This window comes from Chryseobacterium sp. KBW03 (assembly GCF_003852415.1).
Taxonomy (GTDB): domain Bacteria; phylum Bacteroidota; class Bacteroidia; order Flavobacteriales; family Weeksellaceae; genus Chryseobacterium; species Chryseobacterium viscerum.
Map to the genome: position 1 here is coordinate 159,796 of NZ_QAJO01000002.1, position 20,163 is coordinate 179,958.

Genomic DNA, 20,163 nt, shown 5'->3' on the forward strand with positions numbered 1-20,163 from the left:
CTCTTTTACTTTTCCCAAAAGCTTTCCAAGAACTTTCCAATTTTTTTTATCAGTATTATTTGGTTTAGAGTTATTTACTTTTGAGTCCCTGTTGCTGGCACATGTCTATCGTTTGTTCCAATCGTAAGTCTATATTTATTTTTCATGTTATAAAATAGTTGCAAACCCTATAATGAAAATATTTTAACTTTTTTAAAATTTAACAAACCCTTACAAAAGTAAGGGTTTGTTGTTTATATGGTACGGGCGAGGTATTCGCATCACCGGGAGCTTCTTTTATTTGTAAACACGAGCGAGATGCTTGCACCAACGTAAGATAGATAATTAATACTCTAACTTATTATATTATCACTTTCATCAATGTCATCTTCTAAATATCCAATAACTTTATCATAGTTTTCACTTAAATAGAACATTCCAGAATAATTTCTCCCCTTAATAGTAACTCCTTTTAATAATATTCCAGAATCATTTCTCAACCCAATAAGTAGCTGATGCATTTGCTTTGCAAGGTTATAATTCTTTTTATTAATAGCCATTCCCTCTCTAATACTATATACACCAATCATATTTTCCCTATAAAATCTTCCATCATTTAATTTTATATGATAGTCATTAATTTCTCCTGATAGATTAATGTTTTTTTTTATTAAGTTAAAAATATCTTCTTTTGTTGTCATTTTTATGGTTTTATGTATTCAACATTAGCTCTTATTACTGGTCCAAAAATTAACCATTCATTCTCTTGCATTTTCATTCCTGTTTCGGATACATTAGGGATCGCATTAACTCCAATTTTAAATCTTTTTGATAATATCACGCCTTCTGATTTTCCGCTAACTCCTTTAGCAAAATATCTTGCCGTTTCTTTATTTGTTGTCCAAGACGTCCAAACTGAAATATTATCACTCATTGCATGATCATCCATATCCCAATGTGCTCTATGAATATTTTCAGGCCTTAATCCATTAGGTATAGCAATTCCAAACAATGCTTCATTATACATAGTAGCCTGTATTTCAGAATGAGAAGATGATGACACTCCTCTATATAGTAATATACCATTTCTATTATTATCACCCTTGGAAATTTCTCCAGATATATCAGTAGCACCTGTAAGAGGTATATCATAACCACTAGCATGTGAACTATCTCCATTAAGCATTAAAGGTAAACTCCATAATCCCAATCTTGCATAGCCATCTATTTCTGCCACGGTTGAGCCAAATTCTACTGGAGGAGCGAAACCTTCAAATGTAGCAGCTCCGATAGAAATAACACCAACAGCCGCACGTTTACTTTTACCCAATAGCCTTCCAATGAAATTACCTATTGTCTTAAAAAGACCGGGCTTAGGTCCTTGCTTTCCACCACCTCCGCCTTGGCCTTCATTACCTAGGGCCTCATTTCTTATCATTGCTCCACCTTCATTACGATAGAATAGTGGCATATTTCTTTCATCTGTTAAGCCATTTCTGTTAAAGAAGTCCATAACAGCACTTCCTGGAGTATATCCTCCCTGCAGGTTATCTACGGTAAGTCTTCCATCCGGATCTGTAAACCTTATCGGATTATTGTTTCCATAATGATAAGGGGTAAACCGTCTGGATGCTTCAGCTAATGGATCAACTACGCCCCATCTTCCCAGATCCGGCAAATACATTCTTGCTCCATAATCAAACATTCCTGTTTCCTGAAGCTCTTTCTCTTTCCCATTATATTTAAAATTAGAGTATTGAATATCAATACTCTAATTTATTACCAACACGTTTGAAATATTACCCTAACGTGTTTGGAACATTATCTAATTAATATACTCTTGACAATGGAATAAAACTTAAAACAAAAAAAGTGATAATTCCTAAAATAATTCCTAAACTAATCCAAGCATATTTATGTCTTATTTTTTTTGGCTCTTTATCAAATTCATCAAAGTACTTTAAATATTTATTATTCTTAAACAGTAATTTCTCGTTAATAATCCAAGGCAAAACTAACAGTCCTATTATAAATATCCATTTATAGGAACTTCCTGGTTCCCAAAAGATTTGTATTAACGATTTTCCTAATACTGCCTGAAAAATATTAAATAAACCATATTCTATAAGAATTATTAAGCCACCCATTTGAATAGCTGCCCAAATGCTATGTAATCCCGATACTTTATCATTAAAAATAACATCGTCAGTAAATTGGTTCATATCTTCAATTCCTCTTTTAGAATAAAAGTTTTTTATTGCAGGAATTTTATAAAGCAATCTAAAAGGATCTATATAAGATAATAATCTATATATAATCTTGTAAAAATTAAAAATTGTGTAGTGTACATAATTCCAAACTTTTTCCATAATTTTTCTATTTTAATAATATTTATACTACAATTCTATATATAACATAAGAAACTAAATAGTAATAATATTCAATTTTTTTGCACATTTTTATTTGACTTAATAACTAGGTTTATTTAATATATCACTTGCCCATTGTTCTGCATAATCACCACCATATACACCTCCTACAATACCTCCTACAATACCTCCAATTGCGCCACCAATTGCAGCTCCTGGGGCTGCCCCTACGCCTGCAAAAGCAGCTCCAATAGCTCCTCCAATTGGAGTTAATACTTTTACACCAAGCCACGCTCCTACTGCAGCTCCCGCCATTCCTCCTGCTACATTAGCTGTTGCTATCTGAGCCTTAATCCCAAACTTTCCACCATCTTTATACATACCGTATCCTATTTGTGCAGCACTGATTCCGTATCCTACATAACCTGCTCTTTTGGCATATTTTCCAAGCATTGCAGTATTCCTTAAATAATCGCTTCTTAGTCCAATTAGTGATCCTCTGGCTCTTCCTGCATATGCGGTGTTTCTCATTTGTCCAAGATTATCAATCCAATATCCGCTATTATATAGAGATGTTCTTCGATCAGCAAGATATTTAAATCCTCCTCCAGCAGTACTAGCTCCCCAGTCTGCCCAATTTTTATAGGCATCCAATGGAAGCTCCTTAAATTTTGCACTATATCCTATGCCAAGGTCAATTTCTCCATGTATATCTGCCCCGCTATAAGCAGTTAAAGAAGGGGTTCCTGTCCACCATGTCACATCATTATCACCAAAACTAAGTCCAGACATAGATCCTCCATTATTAAAATAATTAAATACGGATACTGCATCTTTTCCAGTGAAAGTAAAACTTCCACCGCCTCCACCTTCACCATCTTTTCCTAAAGCTTCGGTTCTTATCATTGCCCCACCTTCATTACGATAAAATAGCGGCATATTTCTTTCATCTGTTAAGCCATTTCTGTTAAAGAAGTCCATAACAGCACTTCCTGGAGTATATCCTCCCTGCAGGTTATCTACGGTAAGTCTTCCATCCGGATCTGTAAACCTTATCGGATTATTGTTTCCATAATGATAAGGGGTAAACCTTCTGGATGCTTCAGCTAAGGGATCAATAACTCCCCATCTTCCCAGATCAGGCATGTACATTCTTGCTCCATAATCATACATCCCTGTTTCCTGTAATTCCTTACCATTGTACTTATAGTTATAGCTTGGGTTCCCTACAGAAGGGTTGGAAATTCCATGTTTTAGTCCAAATGGATAGTAATTACTTTCCTCAAGAACTTCCAGGCCACTTCCATTTTTGAAATAGCTTACCCGTACATTTCCCAAATGGTCGGTATAATTGTAAATGTACTTATTATTTTCAAAATTATAGTAACCTTCCGAAGTAGAAACAAATTTTAATGACGGAGGTAATGGCTGGCTGGTTTCTCCTGTTTCTTTGTTATCATACTGAAATCCATCTAAATAATTGGTTTCAATATTACCCAGAAATGGGGTATATTTTTTAGCAACTTTTACTCCATCTGCTCTATAAGTATATTGAATATCTTTTGTAATAATGCCTTGTTTGCCTTCAGAAATTTTTATAGAATAAGGAAGATTCAGATAATTATATTGTATTGCACTGATATTTTTATCCTTCTGATTAATCATATTTCCGTTGTCATCATAATCTATCAGCTTGCCACCTGCGGGATATCCATTATAATTTTGTGCCGCATCAGATGCTGAAATCAGTCTGTTCCCGGAATATGTATAGAAAATATTATCTATATATTCTGATGAATTATTACTTCCTTTCATATTTCTCTGAAGCCGGGTAATATTTCCATTAAGATCATATGCTATTTCTTCATTATAAAAATGATTAATAGGAACAGAAGTTGTCGGCTCCTGATAATACCCTGCTGTAAGCCTGTTTAAAGGATCGTAAGCATAAATATATCTTTTCAAAAGATCATCTACAGAAGTTTTCCAATCTATTTCAGAAATATTGCCACTGAATCTCGCATAGTATGGGTTCGTTGAATTTTGATATTTTATCTCATACCCAAAAAGCTTTCCGTTTAGGTTCGCTGGATCATTAATTTTTGTGATCCACCCTCTGATGTTATAAGTGTAATCTACTGTCTGAAGAGGAGAGGCAGCAGATGTTCCCCCTACTTTTTTAGATTGCAGCTGGGAAAGTTCATTATACTTATTCTGAGTTAAGATTTCAGGAGTGTTGCTGTCTACCTGATGGGTATGGGTAAGCAGCCTGTTTTGGTTATCATAAGTGAACGTTTGTGTAATAACTCTCTCCGTATCTGTATTTAGTCTTTTGTGATAGGCTTTTGTCTGAAGTGGCACTCCTGCAAAATCAAGTTCAGATTCTGTTCTCGTAGAGCCTCCCAGGTGATTAATAGAATATCCTCCAACAGATCTTCCTTTGGTATCGTAGTAATTATAGTTTTTAGTCCAGTTGTCATCTTCTATATTCTTTACCAGACTCATGACAGGCAATGTTCGTGTGCTTACATTTCCGGAAAGATCATCTTTTAAAACTGGTTTTCCGAAAATTGCCGATGGAAATGGAGGATTGAAACTGTATCCAGGATAGGTATCATAGTAGTTTACTGACAACAACTTAACCCAAACGACATTAGGATAGGTTTGATCAGGGTCATAAAAAACATCCATACCTTCACGGTTAAAGAATGGAAAATTAGTTCTTTTAACATTGTTGTAAACAAAATTATTAGCTAAATCCTGTTCCGAAATCCTGCTTCCTCCGGCGGAGATTCCTGTAAAGGCAACTCTTCCGAACTGGTCATATTTAGTGTATAACCATTGTCCTTTTTTCTTTAACTCAGCATCCTGGCTTCCTACCAATCTGTTTTGTCTGTCATAGATCATATATTCCCATCCTTTTCCAGGAACTTTCTTTTCTACGAGTCTGCCCTTATTATCATATTTGTACTGATAACAGAGATCATCAAGGATCTGTTGGGTGATGATATTGTTATTGGAAGTAATCGGAGCTTCTGCTTTCGGGGAAATGACATAGACAAGTTGGCCATAATCGTTGTAAAGATAGTAAGTATCTACATTCTCTGTAGCGGTAATGACTTTTCTTACCAGAACAGTTTGTCCCAATCCATTGGTAAATTCGATAGATTTGTTACCGTCTTCATCCGTTGCTGAAGTTTTCACCAATACTTTTTCATTATACAAAGAAACGGTAGGAACAGAAGAAATTGTAGTTGCATTGACCCATGAGTTGGTGAAGGAAAACTTCTTTACTTTATCTGGGGTTTTGTTGACTTCATAGGTTGCTTTTCGGGTATGTCCGGAGTTCATTGCCCATTCACTTCCAGGACTTGCAGTTTCCAGAACTCTGGCTAAAGGAGAAGCTTCCAGTTTTTGTTCGGAATAGGCATTGGGAACTCCATAATAAGTGTTAGCTGTGGCTTCAGAAACATTCTGTATTCCAAGATTGGAGGTTGCCATAGGGACCGGTAAAATGCTTCTGGTCTGTCTTCCCAGCTGATCGTAGGTAACCGGCATTACAATATCCTGCCCTAAAGGAGTAGATTTTACCTGAATGGTCTGCTTGGGTCTTCCCAGACCGTCAAAATATTGTATGGTTTCTGATTTTTTACTGCCATCTTCAGAGAGAGAAACTTTGCTGTAGACATAGTTCTCTGTCATTGTCTGTGCAAAAGCAGACAGAGAAAGAGCCAAAGCGAAAGCTGAAAAATATTTTTTCACCTTCAGTCTTCCGGTATGGATGATGTTGATATTGTTTTTCATCGTTTAGTTTTTGTTGTTGTACTGGTATTCTTTCACCGTAATTCCTTCGTTATTGATGACTTTCTGAAGTCTGTTGAAAGAATCATACTGATATTTTGCCATCATCCCATTAGACGAAATCGTAGTGGTCATCCCAATCATCGGGTCATAGGTATAGGCTGTGATCACGAAGTTTTTAAGTGCAGCATCTTTTCTGAAGGTGTTCAGTGCATTGATCAGTGCTGTTTCTTTTGCCGCTTCATTAGCCGGAAGGGCATCTGCATCTTCGTTGGAAGCATTGACAATGGCTGTGATAAGAGCCCCCGGAATATCCGACAGTTTTGCGCCCTCTATTTTAGCAATCGGCATGGTCTTATTGTATCCCCAGATTACAGTTGTCGGAGTTCCTCCTGCAGAGGAATCCGCAGCATCCGGAAATGCTCTGTACTGAACAAGATTTCCTTTGTCATCATAAATATCATTAACTGCATTTTTAATGGACTGGGTAAGATCATCAGGTAAAAACCCTATGACAGAGGTTGGATATAAATGGGAGGTATCATCATAGCGATTTTCTGTTTTAGAAAGGGTAACCCCATTCTTTTTGGATTCAGTAGTAATAATCCTGTCCCTGATTCCTGCAACAAACAAACGCATGGCAGCTGGCTTTGGATATTTATAATTTTCTTCCAGAATATCTCCTTCAGGAGTAATCGTCTTTTTGCCTGTAATATTAAGGTTTATGGTTTCTCTTGTGGATTCTATCGTTGAAGAAATAGCATCCTGACCAACAAAAGAAGTCGTGGTATTGGTCTGCTTCGTCACAATAGAGTTTTTTACCGGAAAACCTGAATTAGTATTATCATCAAGAGAGTATGGGAATCCTGTTGGAGTTAATTCGTAGGTATTTTCTTCTTTTGCCACCATAGTATTGCTGGCATCAAAAACTTCTTTTTTATCCAAAAGGCCATTAATCAATATATTATAGTGAGAGAAATTAGTAGAAGGATTTTGGTTATCAGGATGATCCATTAAAGTTTTAAAATAATACCTGGCATATCCTTTATTCTGACCAACGGTTTCTTTCACATTTTTATAGACAACAGTATGATCTTTAAGCCAGATCCCATAACCACTTGTTTTAGAATTATCATCAAACTGCTGATAAGAATAATAACGGGTCTCAGAATCTACAGGAATTCCATTTTCAAGAAATTCTATTTTTTTGATTCTAAACCCACTTGTTGTTGTATAGTTGGGAAGCGGAATAGATCTGTATCTGATTCTTTTAATGGTAACCGTACCGCCGCCACCTGTTCCCGAGACTTTGAAAGTATTAGTTCCCGGCATAAATTTTTTATTCCCGTCGCTTCCTATCACTCCGGAGGTCAGTTCAACAGCCAGATTAGGAATTGTCCCGGGTTCCCATACCGGAGAATCTGTATAATAAGCCCCCACATTCATGCAGTATACCAGATAGCTTGCTCCTCCAGAATCGTCTGGATTAGGTGGAAGATTGAAGGTATAAGTATCTGTAAAATGAGTATCAAAATTAAAGGTTCCAATATCTTCCAATATTTGGGCATCGTGGTCCATATATTCATATGGTACGACATACTGTTCACCAGAATTAGACCAAGGATCAAATATATGGGTCTTTTTAGCCTCATATTGATTAGGTTCAAATTCATACCGGGTTTGTCCTCCTGTAGGGTATTTTATGGTATTCAAAAGCCCTACTTTTATGTATCTTTCACCTCCCGGCCCGTTAAGACACAGACAGTCAAGCCCTGACCAGTTATTTTCTGAAGAAGGCAGTTCAATATATTCAAAACTGGTTTTTTCAAATTGGGTGGAAGTCCCATATTTTTGGATAGAAGTAAGTTTCCTTTTTTCATTAAAAATCAGTTCTCCCAGATCTAGAGGACAAGAAGAGGGAGTAGGATCAGTATATATAAAGACAGCTTCCTCATTTTGCAGGGTATATTTCTGGATCACTTTTCCGGCTTTATTTTTCAGTGCTACAGTGTGCAGCTGATAAGGGTCGGAAACCCTCTTTCTGATAGCCTCATCAAGATTATAGCTGAATTCTATAGACCCAAAATCAGGTGAGGTCACTTTACTAACCTTTAAACTTTTCATAGGAAGAGTTTGAAGACTTGGAACATAACTATCCTCTATATATTCGAATAGTAATTGTTCGATCTGATGAACATCTTTTATTTTAGTAAGGTAATAAGTCGAAGCATAAGATCTATAAATTTGAGATTTTTTGAAAATATTCTGGTCTTTATTATTAAAAAAATAGGTATTTCCTGATGGGTCAACAACCTTAAAAGTGTCATCAGCCATATAAGTGAAATCCAGATTAGTCTCAGTAATAGGAAGCGTATATTTCCCTAATTGCGGGTCGTTTTTTAATAAGAATTTCCCGTTAAATCCCATAAAGGAATAGTAATAAGTAGTGGAAGGTTCATTGTCATTTCCCAGAGCTGTTGCTCTGTAAATAATGCAACTTGTCCCATATAAGGACCAACCCAATCCTACATCAGAAGCTTTGCTTGTTTTAGCAGAATTATTGGGATGGTAAGATATTCCGACATTGAGACCTATTCCCGGGTTATGGGTAGCCAGTGCAAAGAAAGGAATATTAATATCCGGAACCCCTGTGGATAGTGATATCGGAGCATTGATGAAACTTTGTATCGATGTAGCGGAAGGTGCCGAGGTGAAACTTTCGCCTGATGCACCTTGTGAAAATAATAGACCTGTACACAATGTAAACAGGAATACTATGATCTTATATTTTTTTCTCATAATGTTATTTCTTGATTAATTTGGCATTTGCGGTTTTATTCGTATCCGTTTTTATCGTCACCAGATAAGCTCCCTGAATCAAAGCCTGGGTATTGATCTTAGTTACCTTGTTCTTGGTTTTTATACTTTGAAGCTGCCTTCCACTCATATCATACAAGAGAATATCTGCTTCTTTAAAGTCAAAGCCTATTTCTACGTAAGCATAATCTGATACTGGGTTTGGATAGATTTTGATATCATGTTTTTCGATTAATTGATCAACCTGTTTGTCTCCCAATTTTACAATCTTCCAGTTCTCTTTACCCAGTTCTTCGGCACTGGTTCCAGCAAGAATAATGGAACCATCTCTATTCAATTTTAAATCAGAAAGTCTTTCTTCCTTCTTTCTGGATTCTCCGGTGATATGTTTTCTCCACTGTTCATTGCCATTCTGATCAAGATACAGCATCCAAAACGTTTCATCATCCGTTTGTATTCTTCCTTCAGCCTGAGTGTAGCCTCCTAATAAGATTCCTTTGGAAGATTTATCATCTGCAGAATGAAGGACACTCATACTCATTAAAATATCACGGTTCTTGAAGTTGTAGGATTTTTGCCATTGTTCTTCCCCTCTTTCATTTAAAGAAACCAGCCAAAGATCTGTTCCTTCTTCTATGCCTACTGTTTTATTTCCTGATCTTTCCGATCTGGATTCGCCGCCAATGATGAAACCATTTGAAGTTAAAGCCAGAGTTCTGATATGATCATCCCCTTTCCCTCCAAAGTTCTTTTCCCATTCTACTTTTCCGTTCTTGTCTAATTTGACAATCCAGTAGTCGCCCTCACCAAAGTTGTCGCTTTGTTTTGAGGTTGCAGATAGTAGGTTGCCGGTTGCCGGTTTTTCAGACGGAGTATTATTATTGATCGTTGATTGCTGATGGGTTGTTTTAACGGATCCGCTTCTCGAATATATTCCCAGTAAGGCTCCACCGTCCTTCGTTGGAATCATTTTCTCTACTTCGTCTAAGCCTTTTCCGCCTAAAATTAATTGTGACAATTCTTTTCCATCCTTATCCAGTCTCGTAATCAAGACGTCTTTGGAACCGTAACCTTTTGAGGAATTTTGTACATTTCCGGCAACAAAGAACCCTAAATCGGTCGTTTGAATCACGGCTCTGGCTTCTTCATCGGAAGAACTTCCCAACGTTTTCTGCCATAGTTCATCTCCGAATTCATTGATTCTGATCAGCCAGATATCTGAGCCTCCTTTGGAATCCTCTTTTTTATCCAATCCTTTTCCTGAATAAGAGGTTCCGGCTAAGAGAAATCCACCATCCTGTGTGGTAACGGTTGCTGATAGATAATCATGATTGGTTCCGGAGAAATATTTTTCCCAGACTTCATTTCCTTGCTGGTTGAGTTTTACCAAATGGAAATCGTAGCCGTTGTTTTGTTTGCTTCCTGAAGTCTGCTGCTTATTGCTTTGAATCGAGCTCCCAGTGATTAGATACTGTTGATCAATGGTTGTGGTGACCTGGCTTAGAAAATCCTGAGTAGAGGATTTGATATCTTTCTGCCATACCACTTCCTGGGCAGATATGCCCAAGACCGTGCATAAAGTGAATGCACCGATATAGAATTTTTTCATTCTCTCGTTGTTGTTTTCTGAGTTAGTAATTAGTTTATTTAAAACCGCACAAATTTAACACTTTTTAAGACATCAAAATCACTTTAATACAGTTTACTGTAAATCATACTATTAATAATTAAATCTTCTTTATGATAGATTAAAATTTGTCTTATTCTCATGCAAAATTATCTCTATGAAGCGACAGAACTTGTCGCATAAAAATAAAAAGGGCCAATCCTAAAAGAATTGACCCTAAAACATTAACTGTTTATTGATTGAATTATGATATTTTTATTTCCAGCCGCCCCCTAAACTTTTATAGATATCGACTACTGTACTAAGCTGTTTCTGTTTTGCTTCAATAAGCTCCATTTTAGCATCCAGCGCATCTCTCTGGTTCAAAAGAACTTCAAGATAATCTGCTCTTGAATTACGGAACAATTGATTGGCAATATCAATAGATTGATCCAGCGCTTTGGTTTCCTGTGATTTCAACTGATAATACTGATCTATATTTTTAACCTTTGACATGAGATTCGCAACATCCAGATAAGCATTCAAAATCGTTTTATCGTATTCGTATAATGCCTGGATCTGTTTTGCATCTGCAGTTTGGAAATTGGCTTTTATCGCACTCTTATTAATCAGTGGCCCTGCCAGCTCACCTGCCAGATTATAAGCAATTGATTCTGGTAACTTAACAAGATAAGATGGTTTGAAAGCCTCCAGCCCTAATGTTGCAGAAATTTCCAAAGAAGGGTAAAATTCTTTTCTTGCCGCTTCCACATCCAGCTTTGAAGCCTTTAATTCCAGCTCTGCCTGCTTGATATCGGGACGGTTTGCCAGTAACTGCGATGGAATTCCGGTATACACTGTCGGAGGAATGGTAGACATAAAGTTTTCCTTTGCTCTCACAATTGGCTGTGGATATCTTCCCAGCAAAGCATTGATTTCGTTTTCCTTCTCAGTGATTTGCTGACGGATCGTATATTCTGCGGCCTTAGATTTTGCCAATTCTGCTTCAAATTTCTTTACAGCCAGCTCCGTTGCAGCGGCAGCTTCCTTCTGAATTTTAGAAATTTCTAATGCTCTTTGCTGAAGCTTGATATACTGTTGTATGATATCCAATTGGTTATCTAGAGCCAACAATTCGTAATAATTGTCTGCCACTTCTTCAATAAGATTAGACAACACAAAGTTTTTACCTTCTACTGTAGAAAGATAATGAGCTACTGCAGATTCTTTTTCAGTTCTGAGTTTTTTCCAGATATCAATTTCCCAGCTTGCATTCAACCCTGCTTCAAAATTTCCCAGCGGATCCGGCATTTCCTTTCCGGGTTCTATTTCCGTAGTGGCATCACCAGCTCCTTCGCTCGTATAGCGGCCTGCTTTTTTCAACCCGGCACCTATTCCTGCAGAAACAGTTGGAGTAAGTCTACCCTTTTTAGCTAAAACACCACTTTTGGCAATTTGAATCTCCTGAAGGGTGATCAATAGCTCCTGATTATTTTTCAAAGCAGTTTCAATCAGGGTTACCAGGTTTGGATCAGTAAAGAACTGTCTCCAAGGAGTCGTTCCGCTATTGTTGTTAGCGTCCTGCTGTTCTTCCTGATTAAAGTTCTGAGGAATATTTTCTTTTACCTCGTCTTTTATGACAGTCGCCATCGGCGCCTTACAACTTGCAAGAACAAGTGATAAGGCAATGGCTGTGATTATATTTTTAGTCTTCGAATTTTCCATCATGTTCATAAGGTTCAGTTTGTTCTGTTAAAGGATTCTCTTCTTCATATTTTGCCAGTCTTGACTTGTCTGCAATGGTTCCGAAGATGTAATACAATCCTGGGATAATCATCAATCCGAAAATAGTTCCGATCAACATCCCTCCTGCCGCTGCAGTACCAATCGTTCTGTTACCAATTGCTCCCGGTCCTGTTGCAACTACCAATGGAATCAATCCGGCAACGAATGCAAATGATGTCATCAGAATCGGACGGAAACGAATAGCGGCTCCTTCAATAGCGGCTTTTGCTACAGGAATTCCTTCTTCGGCTTTCTTCTGTACGGCAAACTCTACAATCAACACGGCATTCTTACCTAAAAGTCCGATTAGCATGACCATGGCCACCTGTGCATAAATGTTATTCTCCAATCCTAAAAGTTTTAAGCATAAGAATGCTCCAAAAATACCTACCGGAAGGGATAAAATTACCGGAAGCGGAAGGATAAAACTTTCATATTGTGCAGAAAGGATCAGATAAACGAATCCTAAACACACCAGAAAGATAAATACCGCTTCATTTCCACGGCTTACTTCATCTTTGGAAATACCTGCCCAGTCAATACCAAAACCTCTCGGAAGGGTTTTATCCGCCACTTCCTGAATAGCCTTAATCGCCTGTCCACTACTGTATCCAGGTGCCGGAGTTCCACTCACCTCTGCAGAGTTATACATATTGTGTCTGGTAATCTCAGATAATCCATATACTTTCTCCAGTCTCATGAAGTCTGAGTAAGGAACCATCTGATCTTTATCATTTTTAACATACAGCTTCAACAGATCTGTTGGTAAGGCACGATATTGTGGTCCTGCCTGAACAATTACCTTATACGGTCTGTCGAAACGGATGAAACTCGTCTCATAGTTGGACCCAATCAATGTGGATAAGTTATCCATCGCTTTTTCAATGGTCACTCCTTTTTGCTCTGCAAGATCATTGTCTATTTTAAGCATATATTGCGGGAAACTCGCTGAATAGAATGTAAATGCCGACCCCAGTTCCGGACGCTTCTTAAGCTCCTTCACAAAGTCATTACTCACCTGCTCCATTTTATGATAATCTCCACTTCCTGCTTTATCCAGCAAACGAAGTTCAAAACCTCCTGCAGCTCCATATCCCGGAACGGAAGGCGGTTGGAAGAATTCAATATTGGCACCCGGAATATTTTTGGCTTTTTCTTCCAGCTTTTCGATGATTTCTGCAGCAGATTCTTTACGTTCTTCCCAACTTTTAAGGTTGATCAGACACGTTCCTGAGTTGGATCCTGTCCCTTCGGTCAAAATCTCATATCCTGCAAGAGATGAAACAGACTGCACACCGTCAATATCTTCTGATTCCCTCAAAAGTTCTTTGGCAATCTGATTGGTTCTTTCTAATGTAGATCCCGGAGGAGTCTGAATAATCGCATAGATCATCCCCTGATCCTCTGCCGGAATAAATCCTGTAGGTAAAGAGTTACTAAGGAAGAATGTAGCGGCACAAAATGCTAACAATAACGGCAATGTTATTGTCTTTTTTGTCACTGTTTTATTCAGCATCTTCTCATATCTTCCTGCTCCTTTTGTAAATACGTTATTGAATTTATCAAGGAAAACAGTAATCGGAGTTTTCTTCTTAGCTTTTCCGTGGTTATTTCTTAAGATCAACGCACACAATGCCGGTGTCAAAGTAAGAGCTACAACCCCTGATAAGATAATAGATGAAGCCATTGTGATAGAGAACTGACGGTAGAATACCCCTACCGGACCAGACATAAATGCAATCGGGATAAATACAGATGCCATTACCAGCGTAATTGCGATAATTGCTCCACTGATCTCATGCATCGCCTCTTCTGTCGCTTTCAATGGGGAAAGATGTTTCTCTTCCATCTTGGCGTGAACGGCTTCAATCACTACAATCGCGTCATCTACAACAACCCCGATCGCCATTACCAGGGCAAAGAGGGAAATCATATTCAGGGTAATGCCAAAGGCTGACATGACTGCAAATGTTCCTACCAAAGAAACCGGAACTGCCAAGGCTGGAATCAAAGTTGAACGCCAGTCTCCAAGGAATAGGAATACCACAATGGCAACCAAAACGAAAGCCTCAAATAAAGTATGGATTACTTTTTCCATGGAAGCATCCAGGAATCTTGAAACGTCATAACTGATGTCATAATGCATTCCTTTAGGGAAGTTATTCTTTTCAAGATCTTTCATCAAAGCTTTTACGTTTTTGATAACGTCACTTGCATTGGATCCATAGGATTGTTTTACCGTGATCGCAGCGGAAGGTTTTCCGTTCAATGTAGAATAAATATCATACATGGAACTACCGAATTCTATATCCGCTACATCTTTTAATCTTACCGATTCTCCATCCGGTTTTGCTTTTAAAATGATGTTTCCGTAATCTTTTTCGTTGTTGAAACGACCCGAATATTTTAGGATGTATTCAAATGACTGAGAGCGCTTTCCGGAACTTTCTCCCGTTTTACCCGGAGATGCTTCCAAACTTTGCTCATTCAGAGATTCCATTACTTCATCAGCTGAAATATTGTAGGCCGTTAATCTATCCGGTTTAAGCCAGATACGCATTGCATATTCACGGGTTCCCAGGATGTCGGCAAAACCAACACCACCTACTCTTCTCAATTCAGACATTACGTTGATATCTGCATAGTTGAAAAGGAATTTCTGGTCAGCTTTAGGATCATCACTATACAAGTTAATGTACATCAACATGTTGGGTTCCTCACGGGTGATCTTTACTCCTTCACGCACTACAAGTGGCGGAAGTTTATTCACTACTGAAGATACACGGTTCTGAACGTTTACTGCAGCTACGTTAGGATCTGTCCCCAGATCAAATACAAGCTGAATGGAAGCTTCTCCATCATTCCCGGCATCTGAGGTCATATATTTCATACCCGGAACTCCGTTTAATCCTCTTTCCAAAGGGATCACTACGGATTTAATCAACAATTCGTTGTTAGCTCCTGGATATTCTGCGGTAATATTTACTTTAGGCGGAGAAATGGACGGGAACTGAGTCACTGGAAGCTTTACCAATGACAGGACTCCCATAAATACGATAATCAATGAGATTACAATAGACAGAACAGGTCTGCGAATGAATTTTTTAAACATACAACTTCATTTTAGAGACCACTACTCTGCTTTTAATTTCAATGACTGAAGAACTTTTTTAGGGTCCTGGAATTTTGTTTTCACCTTCTGATCATCCTTCACTTTCTGAACTCCCTCCAGAAGAATCTGATCTCCTTTTGATATTCCTGAACCTACAATATAAAGATCCGGAAGTTCATAAGCTACTTTAATGTTTCGGGATTTTGCCACTCCGTTTTTGTCAATGACAAACACATATTTCTGATCCTGAATTTCATAGGTAGCTTTCTGTGGGATAATCAAACCGTTATGAACAGGCATTGTCATCTGGATCTTTCCTGTTTCTCCATTTCTCAGAAGCTTATCTGGATTTGGGAATTTTGCTCTAAAAGCAATATTTCCTGTTTCGTTGTCAAATTCTCCTTCAATAGTTTGAATTTCTCCTTTCTGCGAATACATTTCGCCGTTTGCCGTGATCAAAGACACCTGATTACTGCCTCTGTCTGCAGCATGCGTCTGATAACTTAAATACTCAGGTTCAGAAACGTTGAAATACGTATAGATACTTGTGTTATCTGATAACGAAGTCAACAAATCACCTTCATCTACAAGACTTCCCAGTTTCAAAGGAATTCTGTTGATAACCCCTGAGAACGGTGCTTTGATATCCGTAAAAGAAAGGTGGATCTGAGCGAGTTTCATTTCTGCATTGGCAGCATCCAGTTTGGCTTTTGCCATTGCTTTTTCATTCTTGGAAACAATATTATTTCCTGCCAGTGTACTTGCATTTTTCAGTTCGATAGAAGCTTGTTCTACCTCTGCTTTTGCTTTTAATAATTCTGCCTGATACAGTTTAGGCATAATTCGGAACAAGGTCTGTCCTGCCTGTACATATTGTCCTTCATCTACAAAGATTTTCTCCAGGAAACCTTTTTCCTGAGCCCGAACTTCAATGTTTTTTACCGATTGAATCTGGGCTACGTATTCTTTGTTGATTACAGTATCCATTACTACAGGGGATGTCACCGGAAAGATGGTAACTTCTTCTTTTTCTTCTTTTTTCTTATTGCAGCCAACCGCCAACAGAAGGGCACTCAGCGCAATTCCCGAAGCAACTCTTTTTATCATAATTCTAGAGCTTATATAAATCGTTAATGTTTTGAATAGAAATAAAACGGTAATAAAAGGGGGTACGATGTAATGATTACCAACATATACAACGCAAAGTATATCCACCTGGAATCAGGCAGAAAATGAATAGATCGATGAAATTTTAAATTCTGATAGAACGGATAAGAATAAATCTTTTGGCAGTAAGGCCAAAGACAAAACCGTGAATATCTGATTGAAATCGTTTGTAGCTTTTTAGTCCAAAAATATAAACAAGACTAAAAACTCCTGCGAAAACAACAACAGCCTGCCATATATCAGACAGCTGGAAATCATTCTCGGCAAGTTCTAAAGTAGAATTATCTACATTGTCGGACATTTGTTGAACAGAAAGTTTTTCAAAAGTCTGATTCAAACGGTTAGCTTTTTTGGGCAAATGATGAGAAACATGACCGTTATAGTCATTGCGAAGAGTTTTAACATCAAGTCTGCTTTCTACTACAAAGAGCAGAAAAAGACCGGTTAAAAAGTATACTATAAAGTTTCTCATTTTGAAGTTGCAAATGTACACCCAGATTATGACATTATCATCATGGATTAACAAAATTTAACTATCCTTTAAAATACCTGAATATAAAAACCTGATAAATATTAAATATTTCCTTTATTCAAGCACATTCTGGACAATTCTGACATCTCATCTGTGCAAATTTTAGTTTTCAAAAACTACACCATTTTTGTTGATTTAAGGAAATTTTAATTTTAAATCTGTTGCGTTTTTGAACATTTTAAAAGCAAAAAAACCTCTATTACAAAGTACTTTTTTGACTGAATTAAAAGAACTTAACCTAACTTTTATCATGATTTCATATAATTAATATTAACTTATTGGTTGTCTCTCTTTTTTGAATTACTTTTGCCGAAAATTAACACAAAACAAATGAAAAATGAAAAAAATTTACAATACCTTACTAAAAATAAGACGCTTAAAAACCCTTTACTAGCTTCTATTTCCCTGATTTTTCTACAATAATTATTATTTCCCGTATTCTACAAAATGATTCAAAAAACAGTGAGATAAATCCACTTTGATTTATATTTCCTGTTAGTTTATGAAAAATTAACACATATTTATTAAAAATATTTGTAGATTTATAAGGTATTAACACCACAATTCATGAAACACTTTAAAATCACTTATCACTATGAAAAAATTATTACTACCAATCCTTTTTGGATTGACCGTTCTTTCCCTAACAGCGTGTAAGCATCCCGGAAAAGAAGCTGAAACGATTGCTACAGCTGCACCCGAAAATACAGACAATATTTCCAAAGATGTGTATGTTGACAGCTATGGAGAAAAGATAGAAGTCACTATCAATAACACTAAAAATACAGCAACAATACATTTAAACGGTAAAACTTTTGATCTTAAAAAAAGTGATGCTTTACCTGAGTATACTGCCTCCAATGAAGAGTATCAATACTCTGATATTAAGGGTAATATAACTTTTTTGAAAAAGAATGTAGATATGGTTCTGTTCCATCTTAAACAGGCAAAAAAAGAGTCAGGCCCAGCTAAAATGGCATCGTATTAGCATAGGGATTAGCATTCATCTAAAAAAAATAAACATTATGAAAAGTTTATATTACTACTTATCAGCACTTATTATCGCAGCATTTTTAGTTGTTTCTTGTAAGACACAAAATGCAGAAAAAACAACTACTGATATTACAGGAAAAACTTGGAAACTTACAGAGCTTAACGGGAAACCCATTGAACTAAAGAATCCTAAAAACAATCCATATTTCAAGCTTGACATGAAAGAGATGAGATATCAGGGTCACGCAGGATGCAACGGATTGGGAGGAACTTTTGAAATCAAGCCTGATATCATGAGAATTAAATTCAATCAGGGAATGTCTACGATGATGGCTTGTGAAGATTTGGATATTGAAAACCAATTTACAAAAGCAATCCTTGCAGCAGATAACTATTCTGTGAACGGAAATACTCTTACTTTAAATAAGGCAAGAATGGCTCCTTTAGCCAAATTTGTTCTTCAATAATATTATTTCACTTAAATAAAAATGCAAAGACGCCTCATTGATAAGGCGTCTTTTTTATGTTGTTTTATCAACTATTTCTTATTGTATTTTATATAACAGATTAAAAGGCACGTATTCACCAAAACGGCAAATGAGTTTGATAAAATAATAGGCAGCTCATCTTTTTCAAAACCATACCATACCCATAATGACAGCCCTGAAATAAGGACTAAAAGCATAAGTAAAGAAATATCTTCCACATTCTTTTCTCTGATCACTTTTACAAGCTGTGGGATCATAGAAACCGAAGTAAGAACTCCGGCAATGATACCTAATATATTTTCATTCATAGATTTACGCTTTGAATCTGTACACTAAGGTACACTATTTAAACCTGTTCAATGAAACTTCTTCATGCAATGGAATATCTTCTTCAATAAAACGGAATAAATCTCTTGAAAAATAGCATCCATTGAGGATTCCGCGAGCTCCAAGTCCATTAAAAACATACAGATTACTGAATGTCTCATGCCTGCCAATAATCGGTCTTCGGTCTTTTACCGTAGGACGGAAACCAAAGTGCACTTCTTCCACTTCAAAATCGTAGGGATAAAATTCAGAAAGTCCCTTCACCAATTGTGCAACCGCTGATTCATCGATATGATGATGAAGCTGCTCCCTATCATAAGTTCCACCGTAAAAATAAAGCCCGGTTCCGGTTGGAAATAAAAAGTGTTTCTTTTTAATGGTTATATTTTCAGGAATCGGTTGGGAAAGTTTCACTTTTATATGATGTCCTTTATTGGGAACCACTGCTATTTCTGAAAAATATGGATTATCTTTTACTCCCATTCCTTCGCAGAAAATTATATTTTTGAAAGAAATATCTTTATAAACCGATTCAGAAGAATTTAATTTGCTATAATCGAATTTTTCTTTTATCCAATGATCATTTTTTTCAAAATAACTGAATAAACCACTAAAAAATCCATTAACATTAAGCCTGGCAGATTGATTCACCTTTCCGGTCTGAAAATCGTTTTTTACTACCTCTAAACGATCAAAATTTTTATCAAGAAAAGCAGATAATTCTTCATTTCCTGATTTTTTCAACCATAAATTCTGCTCGTTCTCATCATGAAAGATTCTTCGAATGGAGGCATTGATCAGATAATTTTCTCCTGTATAGGATTCAATTTCTTTAAGACTGTCCTTAAGAAAATCTATTTGTTCCTGTGCTTTCCAGAATGTTGTGAACTTCTTTAGAACAACAGGATTGATAATTCCTGCTGAAACCTGGGAAGCACTTTTTCTTCCTTCTGAAAAGATCACAAAAGACTTTTTATTTTTAATGAGCTGATGAGCCAGAAAAAGCCCTGCATATCCGTCTCCTACAATAATATAATCTACATTTTTCATATGAGAAATTTCATTTATTTAAAGGTCATATGCAATCGCCTATATCATTGATTATTGATTAGCAATAAACAAAGGGCGATTTCATAATAAAAAAAACCTGAGTAAAAATACTCAGGTTTTCTATAAATATCAAGTGA

General features: G+C 36.8%; 13 protein-coding genes and 1 pseudogene. 2 read left to right on the forward strand and 12 right to left on the reverse strand.

Going from position 1 to position 20,163, the window contains the following annotated elements; all coding sequences use genetic code 11:
• Positions 1–332 precede the first annotated feature (332 nt).
• The 10 genes and pseudogenes from DBR39_RS02740 to DBR39_RS02785 form a co-directional block, all read right to left on the reverse strand.
• Positions 333–680 carry an enoyl-CoA hydratase gene (locus DBR39_RS02740; protein WP_124530748.1) on the reverse strand — a complete coding sequence of 116 codons (348 nt, stop codon included), beginning with the start codon at positions 678–680 and terminating at the stop codon, positions 333–335.
• 857 nt (positions 681–1,537) lie between these two features.
• A pseudogene (locus tag DBR39_RS24580) lies at positions 1,538–1,726 on the reverse strand (RHS repeat-associated core domain-containing protein); the annotation flags it as partial.
• A gap of 82 nt (positions 1,727–1,808) precedes the next feature.
• Positions 1,809–2,348 carry a hypothetical protein gene (locus DBR39_RS02750; protein WP_124530750.1) on the reverse strand — a complete coding sequence of 180 codons (540 nt, stop codon included), beginning with the start codon at positions 2,346–2,348 and terminating at the stop codon, positions 1,809–1,811.
• 99 nt (positions 2,349–2,447) lie between these two features.
• Positions 2,448–6,152: a DUF6443 domain-containing protein gene (locus DBR39_RS02755; RefSeq protein ID WP_124530751.1), complete on the reverse strand. Its 3,705-nt coding sequence runs from the start codon at positions 6,150–6,152 to the stop codon at positions 2,448–2,450.
• Positions 6,153–6,155: 3 nt separating this feature from the next.
• Positions 6,156–8,948, reverse strand: a complete 2,793-nt coding sequence (locus DBR39_RS02760) for a hypothetical protein (protein WP_124530752.1) — start codon at positions 8,946–8,948, stop codon at positions 6,156–6,158.
• A gap of 4 nt (positions 8,949–8,952) precedes the next feature.
• Entirely contained in the window at positions 8,953–10,575 is a 1,623-nt protein-coding gene (locus DBR39_RS02765) for a T9SS type A sorting domain-containing protein (protein ID WP_124530753.1), read from the reverse strand.
• A gap of 273 nt (positions 10,576–10,848) precedes the next feature.
• Positions 10,849–12,306 (reverse strand): TolC family protein, encoded by a 1,458-nt coding sequence (locus DBR39_RS02770; protein WP_109738713.1) that lies wholly within the window; start codon positions 12,304–12,306, stop codon positions 10,849–10,851.
• On the reverse strand, positions 12,278–15,469 hold the full coding sequence (locus DBR39_RS02775) for an efflux RND transporter permease subunit (protein ID WP_124530754.1): 3,192 nt from the start codon (positions 15,467–15,469) through the stop codon (positions 12,278–12,280). The genes DBR39_RS02770 and DBR39_RS02775 overlap by 29 nt, the downstream gene beginning before the upstream one ends.
• Before the next feature lie 21 nt (positions 15,470–15,490).
• Positions 15,491–16,573 (reverse strand): efflux RND transporter periplasmic adaptor subunit, encoded by a 1,083-nt coding sequence (locus DBR39_RS02780; protein WP_124530942.1) that lies wholly within the window; start codon positions 16,571–16,573, stop codon positions 15,491–15,493.
• A 148-nt stretch (positions 16,574–16,721) separates the two neighbouring features.
• Complete coding sequence (locus DBR39_RS02785) at positions 16,722–17,108, reverse strand: hypothetical protein (protein ID WP_103232168.1); 387 nt, start codon at positions 17,106–17,108, stop codon at positions 16,722–16,724.
• 655 nt (positions 17,109–17,763) lie between these two features.
• Between DBR39_RS02785 and DBR39_RS02790 the strand changes: the two genes are divergently transcribed.
• Positions 17,764–18,156 carry a multicopper oxidase domain-containing protein gene (locus DBR39_RS02790; RefSeq protein WP_124530755.1) on the forward strand — a complete coding sequence of 131 codons (393 nt, stop codon included), beginning with the start codon at positions 17,764–17,766 and terminating at the stop codon, positions 18,154–18,156.
• Positions 18,157–18,193: 37 nt separating this feature from the next.
• On the forward strand, positions 18,194–18,628 hold the full coding sequence (locus DBR39_RS02795) for an META domain-containing protein (protein WP_124530756.1): 435 nt from the start codon (positions 18,194–18,196) through the stop codon (positions 18,626–18,628).
• 71 nt (positions 18,629–18,699) lie between these two features.
• Here the strand turns inward: DBR39_RS02795 and DBR39_RS02800 are convergent, their stop codons facing one another.
• Positions 18,700–18,957 carry a SemiSWEET transporter gene (locus DBR39_RS02800; RefSeq protein ID WP_124530757.1) on the reverse strand — a complete coding sequence of 86 codons (258 nt, stop codon included), beginning with the start codon at positions 18,955–18,957 and terminating at the stop codon, positions 18,700–18,702.
• 34 nt (positions 18,958–18,991) lie between these two features.
• Complete coding sequence (locus tag DBR39_RS02805; RefSeq protein WP_124530758.1) at positions 18,992–20,026, reverse strand: NAD(P)/FAD-dependent oxidoreductase; 1,035 nt, start codon at positions 20,024–20,026, stop codon at positions 18,992–18,994.
• Positions 20,027–20,163: the final 137 nt, after the last annotated feature.